Below are 19245 nucleotides of genomic sequence, written 5' to 3'. Positions count from 1 at the left end.
GAAAAAATAGTAAAAAAATGGTACACTTATTGTATAAAATTAAAGGAGAAAGACTATCTTATGGATTTAGATTTTAAAAGAGTAGTTATTAAACTTAGTGGAGAAGCTTTATCAGGTGGAGTTGGACATGGACTCCATGATGAAACAATTGAAAAAATCTGTAAATCAGTAAAAGACGTATATGATTTAGGTATTCAAATTTGTATTGTAGTTGGTGGTGGAAATTTTTGGAGAGGTCGTTCAAGTGAAAAAATAGAACGTTCGACTTCTGACCATATGGGTATGCTTGCAACAATAATAAATTCTTTAAGATTACAAGCTACACTTGAAAATATGGGAGTTCCTACAAGAGTTCAGACAGCAATTAATGTTCATGAAGTTGCAGAACCTTTTATTAAAAGGAAAGCTGAAAGACATCTTGAAAAGGGCAGGATTGTTATTTTTGGTGCAGGAACTGGTATGCCATATTTTTCAACTGATACAACTGCAGCTTTAAGAGCAGCAGAAATGCAAGCAGATGTAATTTTACTTGGTAAGACAGGAACTGATGGTATTTATGATAAAGATCCAAATAAATTTAAAGATGCAAAGAAATTTGAAGAATTAACATATATAGAAATTTTAAATAGAGGTTTAGGTATAATGGATGCTACTGCTACTTCTCTTTGTATGGATAATGATATTCCTCTTGTTGTATTTGGAATTGATAATCCAGAAAATTTAGTTTCAGTAGTTAAGGGAGAAAAAGTAGGAACAATAGTAAGGGGGAAATAAGATGTATAAAGATATAATTAATGAATTAGAAAGAAAAATGTCAAAATCAATAGAATCATATGAAACAGAATTAACAACAGTAAGAGCTGGTAGAGCAAATCCTACAATATTAGATCAATTTACTGTAGATTATTATGGTACAGAAACGCCAATTAAACAAGTTGCATCTATTTCTGTTCCAGAAGCAAGATTATTAGTTATTCAACCTTGGGATGCTTCTTTGATAACTCCTATAGAAAAAGTTATTTTAGCATCAAATTTAGGTATAACTCCATCTAATGACGGAAAAGTAATAAGATTACCTTTCCCAGCATTAACTGAAGATAGAAGAAAAGAGTTAGTTAAGGTTGTAAAAGGTTATGGAGAAAATGCAAAAATTGCGATTAGAAATTTAAGACGTGATGGTCTTGATAAATTAAAAAAGATAGAAAAAGATAAAGAAATTAGTGAAGATGAGTTAAGACAAGCTGAAGAAGAAGTTCAAAAAGTTACTGATAAATTTATTAAAAAAGTTGAAGATATTACTAAATCAAAAGAAAAAGAATTAATGGAAATTTAATGAAAGATATAGATTTTACGAATATACCAAAACATATTGGTATTATTATGGATGGCAATGGTAGATGGGCAAATAGTAGATTTTTACCTAGAATTGCTGGACATAAAGAAGGAATGAATAGAGTAGTTGACATTGTCGAAGAGTGTTGTAAAATAGGGGTTAAAACCTTAACTTTATATGCTTTTTCAACTGAAAACTGGAAAAGACCTGAAGATGAGGTAAAAGGTCTTATGAATATTTTGGTTATTTATATAAATTCTCAACTGAAAAGAATATTAGAAAATAATATTGTTTTTAGAGTTATAGGAGATTACAGTAAATTACCAAGTTCTATAGTTAAGTTACTAGACAATAGTATAGATAAGTCAAAAAACAATACGGGTATGGTATTAAATATCGCATTAAACTATGGTGGTAGAGCAGAAATTATTTCTTCTATAAAAGATTTATTTGATGATATTTCAAAAGGAAATTTTTCAATAGATGATTTAAATGAGGAGAATTTTAAGAATTATTTATATACAAAAGAAAATTCGGAAGTAGATTTAATGATAAGAACAGGAAACGAAAAAAGAATAAGTAATTTTTTGATTTACCAGTTAGCTTATTCTGAGTTTTATTTTACAGATATTCTTTGGCCAGAATTTTTTGCTGAAAATTTATATGATGCGATATATGACTTTCAAAATAGAAATCGAAGGTTTGGGGGAATTTAATGACTAGTTTTATCAATAGAACCATAAGTGGAGTATTGATGTTAATAATATCCTTTTTATGTTTATGGCTTAAAGGATATGCACTTATGGGATACACTATGGCTATTACAGTTTTATGCTTAATTGAATTATTTAGGACATTTAAGTTAAATGATATATTAATTAGTTGTATTGGTATATTGTTTTCTTTAGCTATGGTGTACTCTATAGGTATTTCAAATAAAGACTTAATATTGACTTGGTTTTCATTATATTTTCTTATTGTTTCAATCTATTATTTATTTTTTAATAAAATTAATATTGAAAATTTTGGAAAATTGTTATTCTCTTTTATATATATATCAGTTCCAATGGGTGTTTTTTTGAAACTCGGAGAAACTAATCTTATTTGGGCTATATTTTTTATTTCGTGGGGAACTGATACATTTGCTTATCTTTTCGGAATAGTTTTTGGAAAACATAAGTTATATCCTAGTATAAGTCCAAAAAAGACAGTAGAAGGTTCTTTAGGTGGCATTTTTGGTTCACTTATACTTTTAATTTTATTTAATTACTTTGTATTAAATTATAATATTATTTTTGTAATTTGTTCAGGAATACTTCTTTCTATTGTTGCACAATTAGGAGATTTGTTTGCATCAAAAATAAAAAGAGAAATGGGAATAAAAGATTTTAGTGATATTATCAAAGGACATGGTGGATTTTTAGATAGATTTGATAGTATAATTTTTGTAACTCCTTTGGTTTATATTGTTTTTTATGTTTTTGGAGGTAGTATTTAATGATTATAAAAATAATAATAGCACTTTTGGTGTTTATGGTTGTAGTCGTTGTTCACGAGTTTGGCCATTTTATTTTTGCAAAAAGGGCGAAGATAAAAGTTAATGAATTTTCTGTTGGTATGGGTCCTAAGATTTTTGGAAAACAAAAGGGTGAAACATTGTATTCAGTTCGAGCTTTACCGCTAGGAGGATTTTGTGCTATGGAAGGCGAAGATGAAGAAGATGGAGAAGAAGAACTTGATTTTTCAAAAAGAGGACATTTCAACGGTGCAACAATTGGCGGGAGAATTTTAACTATTTTTGCAGGACCGTTTTTTAATTTTATTTTAGCGTTTGTTATTCTTTTTGCTTTATTTGGAATTAGGGGTCATCAAACTACAACTATAGCAAGTATACAAGATAATTCAATAGCTCAAAAATATGGAATTGAAGTAGGAGATAAAATTGTAAATATTGGAGATAATAAAATAAATTCTTGGAAGGATATTCAAACAAGCTTATCTAAATTAGATAAAGAAGAAACTACTATAAAAGTAATAAGAAACGGTCAAGAAAAAGAAATAAAAGTAAAATTTGAAAATTCGAATGAAAAAGTTTTGGGAGTCACATCAAAACTAGAAAGAAATTTATTTGTTTCTATTAGGGAAACTTTTAATACATTCTTTTATTTTATAGGTACAATGTTTGATATTCTAAGACAATTATTTACTGGAAAGGTAGGAGTAGGACAGTTATCTGGGCCTATAGGAGTGGTTGGAGCAATTAGTAGTGCAGCAAGTAATGGAATATATTCATTATTATATATTACTGCTTTTCTAAGCGTAAATTTAGGTTTTATTAACCTATTGCCAATACCTGCTTTGGATGGTGGAAGATTAGTTTTCTTATTTATAGAATTAATTTTAGGAAGGCCAGTCTCTAGATCAAAAGAAGGTTTAATTCATACAATAGGTTTTATATTTTTAATGGGTCTTATCTTATTTGTATCATTTAAGGATGTAATAAGACTAGGAATTTTTGGAGCAAATTAATGGAAAGAAAAATAACTAAGAAAATTTATGTGGGGAACGTACCTGTTGGAGGCGGTTCTCCTATTTCTATACAATCAATGACAAATACAATTACAAAGAATGTAGATTCTACTGTAAGACAGATTAATCAATTTGCAGAAGAAGGTTGCGATATTAGCCGTTCAGCAGTTAATGATTTAGACGATGCTTTAGCAATAAGAAAAATAAAGTCATTAACAACTATACCTTTTATTGCAGATATTCAATATGATTATAAACTTGCAATAATGGCAGCTGAAAATGGAGCAGATTGTTTAAGAATTAATCCTGGAAATATTGGTGGAAAAAAGAAAGTTAAAGAAGTTGTGGAATGTTGTAAGTACCATAATATTCCAATAAGAGTTGGAGTTAATTCTGGATCTGTAAATCAAAAGTTTATAGATAAATTTCATGGAGTTAATAAAGAATCTATAGTTTATAGTGCCTTAGATCAAGTTGAATTTTTGGAATCACTAAATTTTGACCAAATTAAAATATCAATAAAATCAAGTAATGTTCCAATTTGTGTTGAATCATATGAACTTTTAAGTAGTTTATGTGATTATCCTTTACATTTAGGGATTACTGAAGCTGGTCCTAGCTTTAGAGGAACTATAAAATCTTCTGTAGGACTTGGTATTATTTTAGCAAAAGGAATTGGTGATACCATAAGAGTTTCTTTAACTGGAGACCCAGTTGAAGAGGTCAAAGTTGGAAAGGAAATATTGCGTTCTTTAGGCCTTTTAAATGATGGAATTGATTTGATTTCTTGTCCTACCTGTTCAAGAACTAGAATAGATTTGATTAATATTGTTGAACAGGCAGAAAAAGAGTTAAAACATATTAGAAAGAATTTGAAAATTGCAATAATGGGTTGTCCTGTTAATGGTCCTGGAGAGGCAAAAGAGGCTGATTTAGGAATTGCTGGTGGAAATGGAAAAGGTCTTATTTTTAAAAAAGGACAAATCATTAAAAAAGTAGATGAAAAAGATCTACTTAAAGAATTAATTAATGAGATTAATAAATTGGAGGAATAATATGTATAGGAGTTTAAAAAGTTTTTATTTTTCACAACGAAAAAATTATAGCTTATCAGATGATTTTATTATTGATGAGTTTGTTTTTGGTGATGAAAAAATAGATTTTAGATTACTTACAAACTCCGATGAAGTTGGAATAGAAGAATTAGTAGTTTTAGATAAAGAATTACATGAGTTATTTAATGGTAGAGAAGTTAATATCTCAGTTCAGAGTTTTTCAAAATCAGATTGTCCTTATGATTATTACTATTATATAAACTATGATGAATTTGTAAATAAAGTACAAAAATTATTAGGAAATCATGGTTTTGCACTTACTAATAATGATAGGATAAATTTCTTGGAAGATTATATAGAAATATATATATCGGATTCTGTTTGTAGATTTAAACTAATTTCAAATTCATTTTTAAATGATTTAAAAGCATTTGTTTCTGAAAAATATAACGATGATATTGAAATAGTTATGCTAAATAGTTTGTTTACAAGAGAAGAAAAAAGTTCTGAAAAATTAGAAAGTAAATTAGATAATAAAAGAAAAGAAATTCAAAAAGAAAAAGAAAATAAAATCGAGAAAGTCAAATTAATTAAAGAAAAAAGTGAAACAGAAACAGAATTTAAAATTGGAAAAAAAATTTCCGATAAAGAACTGGTTTTAGAAATTTCAGATTTAGACCAAAATAGTGGTTTTTGTAAAATTCAAGGAAGAGTATATTCTTTAGACATTAGAGAATTAAAAAACGGAAAAAAACTTGCTTTGTTTGACATTGAAGACGAAACTTCAGCTATGAGTTGTAAATTTTTTTTAGATGATAAGAAGTTAGAAATTTTTAGTAAAAAAATTAATTCTAAATCAATACCTAACGGAATTTATGTAACAGCAGTAGGTAGAGTTGAATATGATCAATATGCAAAGGGAATTTCTATGATGATTGATGGAATGGAAGAAGCTCCAAGACATATATATGTAGATAATGCTCCTGAAAAAAGAGTTGAATTGCATTTGAATTCACAGATGAGTGGTCTTGATGGATGTGTGAATTTAGAAGTATTAAAGACAAGACTACAAGAATTAGGACATACTGCTGTCGGAGTTACTGATATCGGAGTCGTTCAAGCTTATCCACAGATGATGGATTTGTTTAGCAATGGAGATATAAAAGCTTTATATGGTCTAGAATTAAATTTGTTAGAAGACAATCCGAGGATTCTATATAATTATAAAAATGGAGTAAATTTTGATACTTTTGTAGTTTTTGATATTGAAACAACTGGTCTTTCTCATTTGAAAAATAATATTACAGAAATAGGAGCAGTTCGTGTTGAGAACGGAAAAGTAGTTGAACATTTTAATGAGTTAATAAATCCAGAGCAAGAAATAACTAAAGAAATAACAGAAATAACTGGTATTACTAATGAAATGGTAGCAGATAAGCCTTTAATAGGTGAAATTATGCCAAAATTTTTAGAATTTTCTAAAAATGCAGTTTTTGTTGCACATAATGCAGAATTCGATATTTCATTTATAAAAACAAATTGTAAGAGATTGAACCTTGAATTTGATCCTACTTTTATAGATACAATGGGATTTGCAAGAGCAGTATTACCAAATTTAAAAAATCATAAACTCAATACTTTATGTAAGGAGTTAGGAGTAAAATTATTAAATCATCACAGAGCAAGTTTCGATGCGGAAGCTTGTTCAGGAATTCTTTTAGAACTTATAAAGATAATTGAAAAAGATGGAAAAGTTTTTGATGAAAATATAAATAATATTGAAACAAAATGGCCTGTTGCAAAAAATATTTCATATAATTCAACTATATATGTAAAAAAAATGGAATCCTTAAGTGGATTTTATAAGATGGTTTCAGAAGGATTAATGAAGTATTTTAGAAGGGTTGCAGGTTTTCCTAAATCAAGATTAAAGGAATACAGAGAAGGTCTTTTAATAGGTTCAGGAAATTGGGATGGAGAACTTTTTAGAGCTTTTATTGAAGAAAAAAGTGAAGAAGAAATTTTAGAAATTGCAAAATTTTATGATTTTTTTGAAATTCAACCTATATCTAATTTAAAACATTTGTTTTTTAGAGGTAAAGTTTTAAGTATAGATGATTTGAAAGAAGTAAATAAAAAGATTTATGAGCTTGGAAAAAAATTAGATAAATTAGTCGTTGCAACTGGAAATGTTAAATATCTTGATAAGAATGACTATGTTTTCAGAAATATTATTCTATATGGGCAAGGAAAGAAAAATCTTGAAAAAGAAGGTTCTTTCTATTATAGAACTACAGCTGAGATGCTTGATGAATTTTCATATTTAGGAGAAAATGAAGCATATGAAGTTGTAGTAAAGAATACTAATATTTTTAAAGACATGCTTGATGAAATTTTACCTATTCCTAATGGAACGTTTCCACCTTTTATAGAGGGTGCTGACGAAGAATTAAGAAAAATATGTTATGACAAAGCTAAATCTATTTATGGTGAAAATTTACCAAAAATTGTTGAAGATAGGCTTAAAAGAGAATTAGGATCAATTATTAAAAATGGATATGCAGTACTATATATAATTGCTCAAAAACTTGTTTGGAGGTCAAATGATGATGGATACTTGGTAGGCTCGAGAGGGTCAGTAGGTTCTTCCTTTGCTGCAACAATGTCTGGGATAACTGAAGTTAATCCATTAATTCCGCATTATATTTGTCCTAAATGTAAACGTTCAGAATTTCATTCAGAGTATAGCGGACAATCTGGAGTGGATATGCCAGATAAAGAATGTCCAGATTGTAAAATAAATATGATCAAGGAAGGACATGACATTCCTTTTGAAGTATTTTTGGGATTTGATGGAGATAAAGAGCCTGATATTGACTTAAATTTTGCAGGAGAATATCAATCTACTTGTCATAAATATACTGAAGAACTATTTGGATCAGATAAAGTGTATAGAGCTGGAACTATTGGGACAGTTTCTGACAAAACTGCATTTGGGTATGTAAAAAAGTATATTGAAGAAAATGAGCTCACTCTTACAGCTGGTAATATTAGAAGATATGTTAGAAAGATAGTTGGTGTAAAAAGAACAAGTGGTCAACATCCGGGTGGAGTTATGATTGTTCCACATAATAAAGAAATTTATGATTTTACTCCAATTCAATATCCTGCAGATGATTCATCTTCTGAAACAAAAACTACACATTTTAGTTATAAGTCTATAAGCGGAAGAATTTTAAAATTAGATTTACTTGGACACGATGTTCCTACTATAATAAAACATCTTGGAGATTTAACTGGTGTTGATCCTTTAAATATTCCTATGGATGATAAGGAAACTTTAAATATATTTTATTCAACAGATAGTTTAAAATTTATGGATGATAAATATAAAGATGGTGTTGGTACTTTAGGTATACCTGAATATGGGACAAACTTTGTAAGACAGATGCTACTTGATACAAGGCCAAAAACTTTAACTGAACTTATTAGAATTTCAGGTCTATCTCACGGAACTGATGTATGGCTTGGAAATGCACAAGATCTTATTAAAAAAGGAATACCTTTAAATGAAACGATTTGTACTAGAGATGATATAATGACATTTTTGATTTTTAAAGGACTTGAAAATAAACGTTCATTTAAAATAATGGAAACTGTTAGAAAAGGTAGAGGACTTGATGAGGAAACTGAATCATATATGAGAGAAAATGGAATACCAGAATGGTATATTGACTCTTGTAAAAAGATTAAATATCTATTCCCGAAAGCTCATGCTGTTGCTTATGTAATGATGAGTTATAGAATTGCATATTTTAAGGTTCATTATCCTGAAGCTTTTTATGCCACATATTTTACCACTAAAATTGATAATTACCCAGGTAACTTGATTTTTAAAGGTCTTACAGCAATTCAGAGTAAAATGAAAGAAATAAAAGAATTAGGAAAGTCTGCATCTCAAAAGGAACAAGATGTATATGATATACTTGAAGTTGCTGAAGAAATGTATCTTAGAGGAATTGTTGCTAGTAAAGTGGATTTGGAAAAATCTGATTCTTCAAGGTTCTTAATTGATGGGAAAGGTAAAATTTTACCACCTTTTAGGGCTTTAGATTTTGTAAGTGATGTTAACTCAACATCTATATATGAAGAAGTTAGAAAATTACCATTTATATCAATTGAAGATTTTCAAGAAAGAACAAAAATAAATAAAAATGCTTTGGAATCATTAAAAGAACACGGCGTTTTAAATGATTTACAGCAAACAAATCAAGTAAGTTTATTTGACTTTATGTAAAAAACAACTGAGATTATTAATCTCAGTTGTTTTTAAATATACAATCCAAAGTTAACTCAATTATTTAAAAATAGGACTTGAAAAAATTATTGGCTTATAGTATAATATTAATGTTATTTTTGAGGAGGTGAATAAAATGGCAAATATAAAATCAGCAATTAAGAGAATTGATGTTACAAAAAAACAAACTCTTAAAAATAAAAGTAGAAAATCTGAAATAAAGACTTATATTAAAAAATTTGAATTAGCAATAGAAGAAAATAATTTTGAATTAGCTAATGAATTGTTAAGAACAATTGATAAAAGACTTAAACAAGCTACTGAACACAGTGTTTTTCATAAAAATGCTGCTTCTAGAAAAGTAAGTAAATTAAGTAAAAAATTACATGATGCTTCAACACAAGCGTAAATATAGCGTGTATGGATCCAACACACTATATTTGCTCCGTGTGGAGCTTTTTTTTTTACATTTATTTATTGATATGATATAATATCAAAAAGACGTTAAAATCCATTTTTTTGGATTATAAAGTTGTATTATAAGGAGAGTTATAAATTTGAAAATTTTACATTTAATTAGTCAATATCCCTCAAAAACAGGTAGTGGAATTTACTTATCAGAGGTATATAAAAACTTCAAAGCTATGAATTTTACTCAAAAAGTTTTGTGTGCTATGAATGAGGATGATATTGTAGAAGTTAACTTTGATGATTTTGAAATAGTAAAATTTAAAAGTGATGAATTACCATTTCCAGTAGTTGGAATGAGTGATGTAATGCCTTATGAATCTTTTTTATTTTCAAATTTAACTGGAGAGAACTTGGAAAGATATATAAATGTTTTTACTAGTAAAATATTGAATATTGTTGAAAACTTCAAACCAGATATTATTTTTACAAATCATCTATATATTATGACATCAATTGTTGGAAGTCTTGATTTAAAATGTAAAGTTTTTGCATTTTGTCATGGAACTGATTTAAGACAACTTTATAAAAATGATATACATAAAAAATTTATTTGTGACAATATTCCCAAACTTAATGGAATTTTTTGTTTGTCAGGAAAGCAAAAAGAAGAAATTATTAATGTATTTAATTATAATAAAGATAAAGTATATGTTATTGGTGGGGGATATGATTTAGATTTTTATTATAAAGATTATAATAAAACTTATTCTAAAGATGCTAAAATAAGACTAATATATGCAGGAAAATTTAGTAGAGCCAAAGGAATTATATATCTACTTAAAGCTTTTGAAATGGTAAAAGATAAATACAATGTTGAATTAATTTTAGCGGGAAGTGGTACTGGAGAAGAGTATGACGAAATCATTAATTACTCAAAAAAGCTGGCTGATAAAGTTAAACTGTATGGATATATGAATATGAATGAGATAGGTGATTTATTTAGATCCTGCGATATTTTTGTTATGCCATCTCTTTATGAAGGACTATCACTTGTTACAATAGAGGCAATGGCTTGTGGACTAAAAGTTGTGATGAATGAACTAGAAAATTTCATTAACTTTGTAGGAGAAGATATTACTAAGTCAAAAAATATTGAATTTGTAAAAATGCCTACTTTATATGATACTGATAAAGTAATTGAAAGTGAAGTTGATAATTATATTTTAAGACTTAGTATAGCATTGGAGAATCAAATAAAGAATTTGTATAATAATGACTACGAACAAGATTTTTCATCAAAAATGACTCAATTTAGTTGGAAAAATATCAGCAATAACATAAAAAGAATAGTTGTATAGAAATAATTAATTAATAATATATATTAATAAGAAAAAACTATTTTACTTTATTTAGGATATATGGTATGATTTTATTGATTAAAATTTTGGAGGTAAATTAATGAAAAAACTATCAAAAATGTTACTTTTATCATTAGTTACTGCTACAACTTTAGTTGGTTGTGGATCAAAAAGTGACAATAAAGCAAATGATAAAAAAACTGAAAATCAAACTGAAAAGAAAGATGATAAAAAATCATCAGATATGATGAAAGGTGAAACTCTTTTAGAAGAACAAAAGAATGGTGCGACAGTAATTGATGTAAGAGTAGCTGATCAATATAATGCAGGACATATTAAAGATGCTATAAATATTCCTTTGGAAACAATCGAAAAAGATATTGAATCAAAAGTTACTAAAAAGGATGCAAAAATTATTGTTTACTGTAATACTGGAAATAGGAGTGGACAAGCATTAGAAAAGTTAAAAAAATTAGGTTATACTAATGTTAGTAATGCACAAGGTGTTAAACAATATAAATATGAACTTGTAAAATAGTTTTTAAAGCGATGAGTACTCATCGCTTTTGTATTTATTAGTATAAATTTTTAAGATTTGATCATTTTAACTTTTAATTACTTCATAAATTTTAAAATAAAATATAGAAAATAAATTTTAAATATGATACAATATAGGATGAGGTGAAATTATGCATAAACAGATTTCTGTTGTAATTGTTGCTGCTGGTTCTTCTCACAGAATGGGAACTAAAGAAAATAAAATTTTTTTAGACTTATGCGGGAATTCTGTTATTGAAAGAACAATAAGTGCTTTTATTGATATACCTGAAATATTTGAGATTATTTTAGTAACAAAGAAAGAATTTTTTGACAGTATAAATAATATTATTAAAAGATTTCCTTTAAATATAAAAATTGTTGAAGGAGGCTCTTCAAGAGAAGAGTCTACTTTTAATGGTCTATTAAATGTTTGTGATAAGTCAAATTTTGTGATTTGTCATGATGGAGCGAGACCTTTAGTTAGTAAAGAAAATATTTTAAATGTTATTAGTGAACTTGATAATTATAAAGCTGTTATAACAGGCGTTAAAGCAAAAGATACAATGAAAATTGTTTCTTCTAATTTAGAAGTAGTATCTACTCCTGATAGAAGGTCATTATACAATATTCAGACACCTCAAGCTTTTGACAAAAAAGTCATTATAGACGGATATAAAAAATTTTTTGAGGAAGATAATTTTGTTACAGATGATTCTTCTGTGGTTGAAAAATTGAATGTTAGAGTTAAACTTGTTGAAGGAGATTATTCAAATATAAAAATTACAACAATAGAAGATATTTATCATGCAAGATTATTATTAGAAAGAGGCATTTAATATGAGAATAGGACTAGGTTTTGATGTTCATGAATTAGTTGTTGATAGAGATTTAATAATTGGTGGTGTTAAAATAGATCATGAAAAGGGTCTTTTAGGTCATAGTGATGCAGATGTTTTAGTTCATGCTATAAATGATGCAATTATTGGGGCATTATGTTTAGGAGATATTGGAAAGTTATTTCCTGATAATGATCCAAAATACAAGGATATTAGTTCTTTGATTATGACTAAGGAAGTAGTTAGGCTTATGAAAGAAAAAGGATACAAAATTGGAAATGTTGATAGTGTAATATCTGCACAACAGCCTAAACTAGCAGGATATATTTTGCAGATGAGGAAAAATATTGCTAATGTTTTAGAAACAGATATAGAAAATATAAGTATAAAAGCCACTACAACAGAACATTTGGGTTTTGAAGGTAGAGAAGAAGGTATTTCTTCTCAGGCGGTGGTACTACTTGAAAAAATATAAGGAGGAAAAGATGAAAAAAGTTTTATTTACATCTGAATCAGTAACTGAGGGCCATCCAGATAAAATTTGTGATCAGGTTTCTGATGCGATTTTAGATGAAATTTTAAAAGTTGATCCAATTGCAAGAGTAGCTTGTGAAACTTTAACAACAACTGGAATTGTAATGGTTGTTGGTGAAATTACAACTTCTCAATATGTTGATATACAGAGCATAGTTAGAAATGTTTTAAAAGAAATTGGATATACTAGAGCTAAGTTTGGATTTGATGCTTCAACATGTTCGGTTATAACAAGTATAAATGAACAATCAAGAGATATAGCATTAGGTGTTGACAGCGCATTAGAATATAAGAATGGTAATGAAGATAAGTATAATTCTGTCGGAGCTGGAGATCAAGGTATGATGTTTGGTTATGCATGTACAGAAACAGATGAATTTATGCCATTACCAATTACTTTAGCTCATAAATTGTCAAAAAGATTATCTTATGTTAGAAAAAATGATATATTAGGATATTTAAGACCTGATGGTAAAAGTCAGGTTACTGTTGAGTATATAGATGGAGTTCCTTCAAGAATAGAGGCAATAGTTGTTTCTACTCAACATAGTCCTTCAGTTAAATTAGAACAAATTCAAAAAGATATTAAAGAATTTGTCATTGATGAGGTTATTCCGGATTATTTAATTGATGAAAATACTAAGATTTATGTAAATCCTACAGGTAGATTTGAAATTGGGGGACCTATGGGAGATTCTGGATTGACAGGAAGAAAATTAATAGTGGATACTTATGGTGGATTTGGAAGACATGGTGGGGGAGCTTTTTCTGGTAAAGATCCAACTAAAGTAGATAGATCTGGAGCCTATATGGCAAGATATATTGCAAAAAATATTGTCGCTAGTGGAATCTGTGAAAAGTTAGAAATAGGAATTTCTTATGCTATTGGGGTAGCAAAGCCACTTTCTATTTATGTAGATACTTTTGGCACTGGAAAAATTTCAGATGACAAAATTATTGAAATAATTAATAAAGTATTTGACTTAAGACCTGCTGCAATTATTGATATTTTAGATTTAAGAAGACCAATATATCGTCAAATTGCCGCTTATGGTCATTTTGGAAGAGATGATTTAGATTTACCTTGGGAAAAATTGGACAGAGTTGAAGATATAAAAAAATTAATATAAATTGATTAAAAATATAGGAGATGTTATTATGGGAAGATGTTATGATTTTAATGAATATGTAGACAGAAAAAATTCACATGCTGAAAAATGGAATAATATGGTTGCTGCGGGGGCACCTAATAATGATCATTCAATTTTATCAATGTCTATAGCTGATATGGAATTTAAATGTTGTGATGAGATATTAGAAGCATTAAAAGAGCCAATATCAAATGGAGTAATAGGATATGACTGCCCTTGTGAAAAGTTTTTTTCATCATTTATAAAATGGCAAAAGGAAAAAAACAATTGGAATATTAAGAAAGAATGGATTGTTCCTGTTCCGGGAGTAGTACCTGGAATAGCAAATACTATTTTGCACAATACTAAAGAGGGAGATGCTGTAATTATAAATACACCAGTTTATCCACCTTTCTTTAATGCAGTAACTTTAAACAATAGAGTTGTTGTTGAAAGTCCATTAATTGAGTTAGAAGACAAATATGTTATGGATTTTGAAGATTTTGAAAAGAAAATCGTTGATAATAACGTTAAACTAAGTGTATTATGTAGTCCTCATAATCCTGTTGGAAGAGTATGGACAAAAGAAGAATTAGAAACATATGGAAGAATTTGTAGGAAACATAATGTATTAATGATTTCTGATGAGATTCATGGAGATTTAATACTTAAGGATTATAAACATATTCCAATTGCTTCTCTTAATGAAGACTTTTTATATAACACTGTTACTTTAACTGCTCCAAGTAAAACTTTTAATATTGCAGGTCTTGCTCAATCTGTTGCTGTAATTCCTAATGAAGAATTGAGAAATAGATTTATTAATGGACTTGTAGGATATGGAATTTTCCATATGGCAAGTTTTGCAGCAGTTGGTTTTGTTGCTGCTTATACTTATGGTAAAGAATGGTTTGAAGAATGTATGAGTTATATTGAAGATAACATTGACTTTGCAATAGAATTCATAAATAGAGAAATTCCAAAGGTAAAGGTAAAAAGACCAGAAGCAAGTTTCTTGTTATGGTTAAATCTTAGAGCTTTTGATATTGACCATGATGAGTTACACCAAAAGTTGATAAATGAAGGAAAATTATTGCTTAATTCAGGAATAAATTATGGGGAAAATGCAAGACTTTTCTTTAGAATGAATATAGCTTGTAACAGAGAAATGTTAATTGATGGATTAAATAGACTTAAAAAAGTTGTAGATAGTTTATAAACCTCAAAATATCTAGAGACTATAAATTTTATAGTCTCTTTTTTATATAAGAACCCCACCCTTCCAAGATGCTTTGCATCGGGTGGGTTCCCGGGAACCTTGTTGTTTTACAATAAAAAATGTACCTACATATTTAAGGTACATTTTTTGAAGAATAAAATATTTTATTTAATTTCTAAGTAAACAGGGCAGTGATCACTACCTAAAATTCTTTGATGTATTTGTGCATCTACAAGTCTGTCATCCATATCTTTTGAAGTTAAGAAATAGTCAATTCTCCAGCCTGTATTTCTTTCTCTTGATTTTCCAAAATAACTCCACCAACTGTATTCATTTTCTTTATCAGGGTAGAAATATCTGAAAGTATCTGTAAACCCACTATCTAAAAGTATAGACATCTTTTCTCTTTCTTGATCAGTAAATCCTGCATTTTTTCTATTGGTTTTTGGATTTTTTAGGTCGATTTCTTTATGAGCGACATTTAAATCTCCACAAACTATTACGGATTTAGTTTTATTTAATTCAAGTAAATAATTTCTAAAAGCATCTTCCCATACCATTCTGTAGTCAAGTCTTAAAAGTTCTTGTTTGGAGTTGGGTGTATAACATGTTACTAAAAAGAAATCTTCATACTCTAAAGTTATAAGTCTTCCTTCATTATCATGTTCTTCAATTCCCATTCCATATTTTACACTTAAAGGTGTATATTTTGTAAAAATAGCCGTTCCACTATATCCCTTTCTTTGTGCATAATTGTAATAAGTTTCATATCCTTCAAGTTCAAGATCAAGTTGACCTTCACTCATTTTAATTTCTTGTAAGCAGAAAAAGTCAGCATTAATTTCATTAAAATAATCTAAAAATCCTTTTTTTATGCAAGCTCTAAGTCCATTTACATTCCAAGAAACAAATCTCATTTAATCACCTCATATTATTTTTTAATCATACTAGTTAATTATACCATAATTTTTTATTTACAAACACCTATTTAAAATTTTGCTTTAGTTTGAACTGTTGAAATAAAATACCTTTTGATGTAAAATATAATAGAAAATAATTTAAGGAGGACTTTATGATAGATTATAAAAAAGTTTATGAAGAATGGTTAAATAATGAGTTTTTTGATGATAAAACTAGAAAAGATTTACTTTCAATAAAAGATAATGATGAAGAAATTAAAGATAGATTTTATAAAGTTTTAGAATTTGGTACTGCAGGTCTTCGTGGAAAACTTGGTGCTGGAACAAATAGAATGAACAAATATATGGTATCAAAGGCTGCACAGGCACTTGCAAATACAATAATTGATTATGGTCAAGAAGCCATTGAAAGAGGTGTTGCAATTAGTTATGATGTAAGATATGGGTCAAAAGAATTTGCAGAACTTACTTGTTCAATAATGGCAGGAAATGGAATTAAATCATATATTTATAAGGGAATTAGACCTACACCAATGTGTTCTTATGCGATTAGAAAATTAAACTGTATAGCTGGTGTAATGGTTACTGCTAGTCACAACCCACAAGCATATAATGGATATAAAGCATATTGGAAAGAAGGCTCTCAAATTCTTGATGATATTGCCAACCAAATTTCATCTCATATGGATAAAATTGAAAAGTTTGAAGATGTTAAACAAATTCCTTTTGAGGATGCTCTAAAGAGCGGAATTGCTAAATATATTGATGATTCAGTAGAGGAAGATTATAAAAAAGAAGTTTTAAATTTAACTATTAATGATGAAAATATAGATAAAGGCATTAAAGTAGTTTATACTCCTTTAAACGGCGTTGGTAATTTACCGGTTAGAGAAGTTTTAAAAAGAAGAGGTTTTAAAAATATTTTTGTTGTAAAAGAACAAGAATTGCCTGATCCTGAATTTACAACTGTTGGATATCCTAATCCGGAAGTTCCTAAAGCTTTTCTTTATTCTGAAAAATTAGGTAAAGAAGTTGGAGCTGATATTTTAATTGCAACTGATCCTGATTGTGATAGAGTTGCTCTTGAAGTTAGAGATAAAAATGGAGAATATGTTTTTTTAAATGGTAACAGAATAGGAGCATTATTGTCATATTACATTTTCTCACAAAGACATGCACTTAATAATTTACCTGAAAATCCTGTTTTAGTAAAATCTATTGTAACAGGAGATTTATCAAGAGCAATAGCTAAAAAATATGGAATAGAAACTGTAGAAACATTAACAGGTTTTAAAAATATTTGTGGGAAGACAAATGAATATGATATAACTAAAGAAAAAAATTATGTTTTTGGATATGAAGAAAGCATAGGCTTTTGCTACGGAACATTCGTAAGAGATAAAGATGCTGTTGGAGCTTCAATGATGGTAGTTGAAATGGCTGCATACTATAAAAAACAAGGAAAGAGTTTATTAGATGTTTTAAATGATATATATGAAGAATTCGGATATTATAATGAGAGACAAATTTCTCTTGAACTTGAAGGAATTGAAGGACAACAAAGAATTGGAAGAATGATGGAAGACTTTAGAGAAAATCCTATTAAAGAAATGGGAGATATTTCTTTAAAAGAAGTCATTGATTTTAAAGATGGATATTTAGATTTTCCAAAACAAAATTGTCTAAAGTATTATTTAAATGATGGATCTTGGTATGCCTTAAGACCATCTGGAACAGAACCTAAGATTAAATTATATATTTATACAATAGGAAAAACAGAACAAGAAAGTATAAATAAATTAGATTTAATTGAAAAAGTGTGTAGAGAAAAAATGAATAATGTAAAATAAAGGAAAAAGGTATGTTGATTCATACCTTTTTTGCAATAAGAACCCCACCCTTCCACGATGCTTCGCATCGGGTGGGTTCCCGGGAACCTTGTTGTTTCACAATAAAAAAAACTAACTAAACGTTAGTTTTAAAATGGTGCCGGCAGTGGGACTCGAACCCACACACCCTTGCGGATAACAGATTTTGAGTCTGTCTCGTCTGCCAGTTCCGACACGCCGGCAAATTCAATTACTCGAATAGTATAACATAAAAAAGGAAAGAATTCAATAATTTTATAATATTTTTTTGTAGTAAAACAGTATAAATAATTTATTAATATAATTAGTAGACTTTACTAATCTAAAAAAATTTTGTATAATATTAAAAATTAATTTAATAAAATGAAAAATTTTTGCATAATTATAGGAGGTAATAATATGTCAAAATTAACAGTATTCGATCATCCAGTTATTTCTCATAAGTTAGGATATTTAAGAGATAAAAAGACTGGTGGAAAAGATTTTAGAGCTTTAGTAAATGAAATTTCAATGCTTATGGCTTATGAGGTTACAAGAGATTTAAAAACAGATGAAGTAGAAATTGAAACACCTTTACAAAAGACTAAGGTAAAAAGATTGTCTGGTAAAAAGTTAGGGGTAGTTCCTATTTTAAGGGCTGGCCTTGGAATGGTTGAAGGAATGTTAAATATTCTTCCTGCTGCAAAAGTTGGTCATATTGGTTTATATCGTGATCCTGAAACTTTACAACCAGTTGAATATTATTGTAAATTACCGGTAGATGCTGAAGAAAGAGACTTTTTAGTTCTAGATCCAATGCTTGCTACTGGGGGTTCTGCATCTGATGCTATAAAACTTTTAAAACAAAAGGGTTGTAAAAATATTAAATTGGTTTGTATAATAGCTGCTCCTGAAGGAGTTGAAGCCGTTCAAAGAAATCATCCTGATGTAGATATTTTTGTAGCTGCGTTAGATGAGAGACTAAATGAACATAGCTATATTATTCCAGGACTTGGAGATGCAGGAGATAGACTATTTGGAACAAAATAGTTTTAAATTTAAAAAATTAGCTTATTATTGACAAATAAACAATTTTAAGGGAATGTGATTTACAATTGATATATTACATTCCTTTTTTATATATTAATTTATTATAAATATTTTTCTTTATTAGAATATTAACTATAAATATTTAAATTACTGATTTGAAATTTTATTTAATAAACTTTTTAAAAT

Annotated in this window: 17 protein-coding genes and 1 tRNA gene; 16 read left to right on the top strand and 2 right to left on the bottom strand. The window is 28.1% G+C overall.

The window, feature by feature from the left end; translation table 11 throughout:
* Positions 1 to 60: 60 nt before the first annotated feature.
* The 14 genes from pyrH to VJI77_RS01225 all read left to right on the top strand — a co-directional run bounded on the left by pyrH (position 61) and on the right by VJI77_RS01225 (position 15242).
* Positions 61 to 774 carry a UMP kinase gene (pyrH, locus tag VJI77_RS01290; RefSeq protein WP_009372324.1) on the top strand — a complete coding sequence of 238 codons (714 nt, stop codon included), beginning with the start codon at positions 61 to 63 and terminating at the stop codon, positions 772 to 774.
* A gap of 1 nt (position 775) precedes the next feature.
* Positions 776 to 1333, top strand: a complete 558-nt coding sequence (gene frr, locus VJI77_RS01285) for a ribosome recycling factor (protein WP_009354305.1) — start codon at positions 776 to 778, stop codon at positions 1331 to 1333.
* Entirely contained in the window at positions 1333 to 2049 is a 717-nt protein-coding gene (locus VJI77_RS01280) for an isoprenyl transferase (RefSeq protein ID WP_323987944.1), read from the top strand. The genes frr and VJI77_RS01280 overlap by 1 nt, the downstream gene beginning before the upstream one ends.
* Positions 2049 to 2831 (top strand): phosphatidate cytidylyltransferase, encoded by a 783-nt coding sequence (locus tag VJI77_RS01275; protein ID WP_323987943.1) that lies wholly within the window; start codon positions 2049 to 2051, stop codon positions 2829 to 2831. The genes VJI77_RS01280 and VJI77_RS01275 overlap by 1 nt, the downstream gene beginning before the upstream one ends.
* Positions 2831 to 3862: an RIP metalloprotease RseP gene (gene rseP, locus VJI77_RS01270; protein ID WP_323987942.1), complete on the top strand. Its 1032-nt coding sequence runs from the start codon at positions 2831 to 2833 to the stop codon at positions 3860 to 3862. The genes VJI77_RS01275 and rseP overlap by 1 nt, the downstream gene beginning before the upstream one ends.
* Positions 3862 to 4917: a flavodoxin-dependent (E)-4-hydroxy-3-methylbut-2-enyl-diphosphate synthase gene (gene ispG / locus VJI77_RS01265; RefSeq protein WP_323987941.1), complete on the top strand. Its 1056-nt coding sequence runs from the start codon at positions 3862 to 3864 to the stop codon at positions 4915 to 4917. Before rseP ends, ispG begins: the two co-directional genes overlap by 1 nt.
* A gap of 1 nt (position 4918) precedes the next feature.
* A complete protein-coding gene (locus VJI77_RS01260; protein WP_323987940.1) occupies positions 4919 to 9214 on the top strand; it encodes a PolC-type DNA polymerase III in 4296 nt (1431 codons plus the stop codon).
* 136 nt (positions 9215 to 9350) lie between these two features.
* A complete protein-coding gene (rpsT, locus tag VJI77_RS01255; RefSeq protein WP_009372634.1) occupies positions 9351 to 9623 on the top strand; it encodes a 30S ribosomal protein S20 in 273 nt (90 codons plus the stop codon).
* Between the two features lie 148 nt (positions 9624 to 9771).
* Positions 9772 to 10983, top strand: coding sequence for a glycosyltransferase family 4 protein (locus VJI77_RS01250; RefSeq protein ID WP_313960841.1), 1212 nt, complete (start codon positions 9772 to 9774; stop codon positions 10981 to 10983).
* 100 nt (positions 10984 to 11083) lie between these two features.
* Positions 11084 to 11521, top strand: coding sequence for a rhodanese-like domain-containing protein (locus VJI77_RS01245; protein ID WP_313960840.1), 438 nt, complete (start codon positions 11084 to 11086; stop codon positions 11519 to 11521).
* A 151-nt stretch (positions 11522 to 11672) separates the two neighbouring features.
* Positions 11673 to 12359, top strand: coding sequence for a 2-C-methyl-D-erythritol 4-phosphate cytidylyltransferase (gene ispD / locus VJI77_RS01240; RefSeq protein WP_009372356.1), 687 nt, complete (start codon positions 11673 to 11675; stop codon positions 12357 to 12359).
* A gap of 1 nt (position 12360) precedes the next feature.
* On the top strand, positions 12361 to 12834 hold the full coding sequence (ispF, locus tag VJI77_RS01235) for a 2-C-methyl-D-erythritol 2,4-cyclodiphosphate synthase (protein ID WP_009732805.1): 474 nt from the start codon (positions 12361 to 12363) through the stop codon (positions 12832 to 12834).
* Positions 12835 to 12844: 10 nt separating this feature from the next.
* Positions 12845 to 14023 (top strand): methionine adenosyltransferase, encoded by a 1179-nt coding sequence (gene metK / locus VJI77_RS01230; RefSeq protein WP_009372581.1) that lies wholly within the window; start codon positions 12845 to 12847, stop codon positions 14021 to 14023.
* 28 nt (positions 14024 to 14051) lie between these two features.
* Positions 14052 to 15242, top strand: a complete 1191-nt coding sequence (locus VJI77_RS01225; RefSeq protein WP_323987939.1) for a MalY/PatB family protein — start codon at positions 14052 to 14054, stop codon at positions 15240 to 15242.
* A gap of 164 nt (positions 15243 to 15406) precedes the next feature.
* Here VJI77_RS01225 and VJI77_RS01220 read toward each other — a convergent pair whose 3' ends face one another.
* Positions 15407 to 16159, bottom strand: coding sequence for an exodeoxyribonuclease III (locus VJI77_RS01220; RefSeq protein WP_009372509.1), 753 nt, complete (start codon positions 16157 to 16159; stop codon positions 15407 to 15409).
* 158 nt (positions 16160 to 16317) lie between these two features.
* Between VJI77_RS01220 and VJI77_RS01215 the strand changes: the two genes are divergently transcribed.
* A complete protein-coding gene (locus tag VJI77_RS01215; protein ID WP_323988143.1) occupies positions 16318 to 18012 on the top strand; it encodes a phospho-sugar mutase in 1695 nt (564 codons plus the stop codon).
* A gap of 134 nt (positions 18013 to 18146) precedes the next feature.
* Here the strand turns inward: VJI77_RS01215 and VJI77_RS01210 are convergent.
* A tRNA-Leu gene (locus tag VJI77_RS01210) sits at positions 18147 to 18233 on the bottom strand.
* Positions 18234 to 18429: 196 nt separating this feature from the next.
* Between VJI77_RS01210 and upp the strand changes: the two genes are divergently transcribed.
* Positions 18430 to 19059 carry a uracil phosphoribosyltransferase gene (upp, locus tag VJI77_RS01205; protein WP_009354226.1) on the top strand — a complete coding sequence of 210 codons (630 nt, stop codon included), beginning with the start codon at positions 18430 to 18432 and terminating at the stop codon, positions 19057 to 19059.
* Positions 19060 to 19245 lie beyond the last annotated feature (186 nt).

Source organism: Parvimonas sp. D2, from assembly GCF_035282635.1.
Classification (GTDB): domain Bacteria; phylum Bacillota; class Clostridia; order Tissierellales; family Peptoniphilaceae; genus Parvimonas.
The sequence above is the reverse complement of the archived record's forward strand: the minus strand, read 5'-3'. Positions and strand labels throughout refer to the sequence as shown.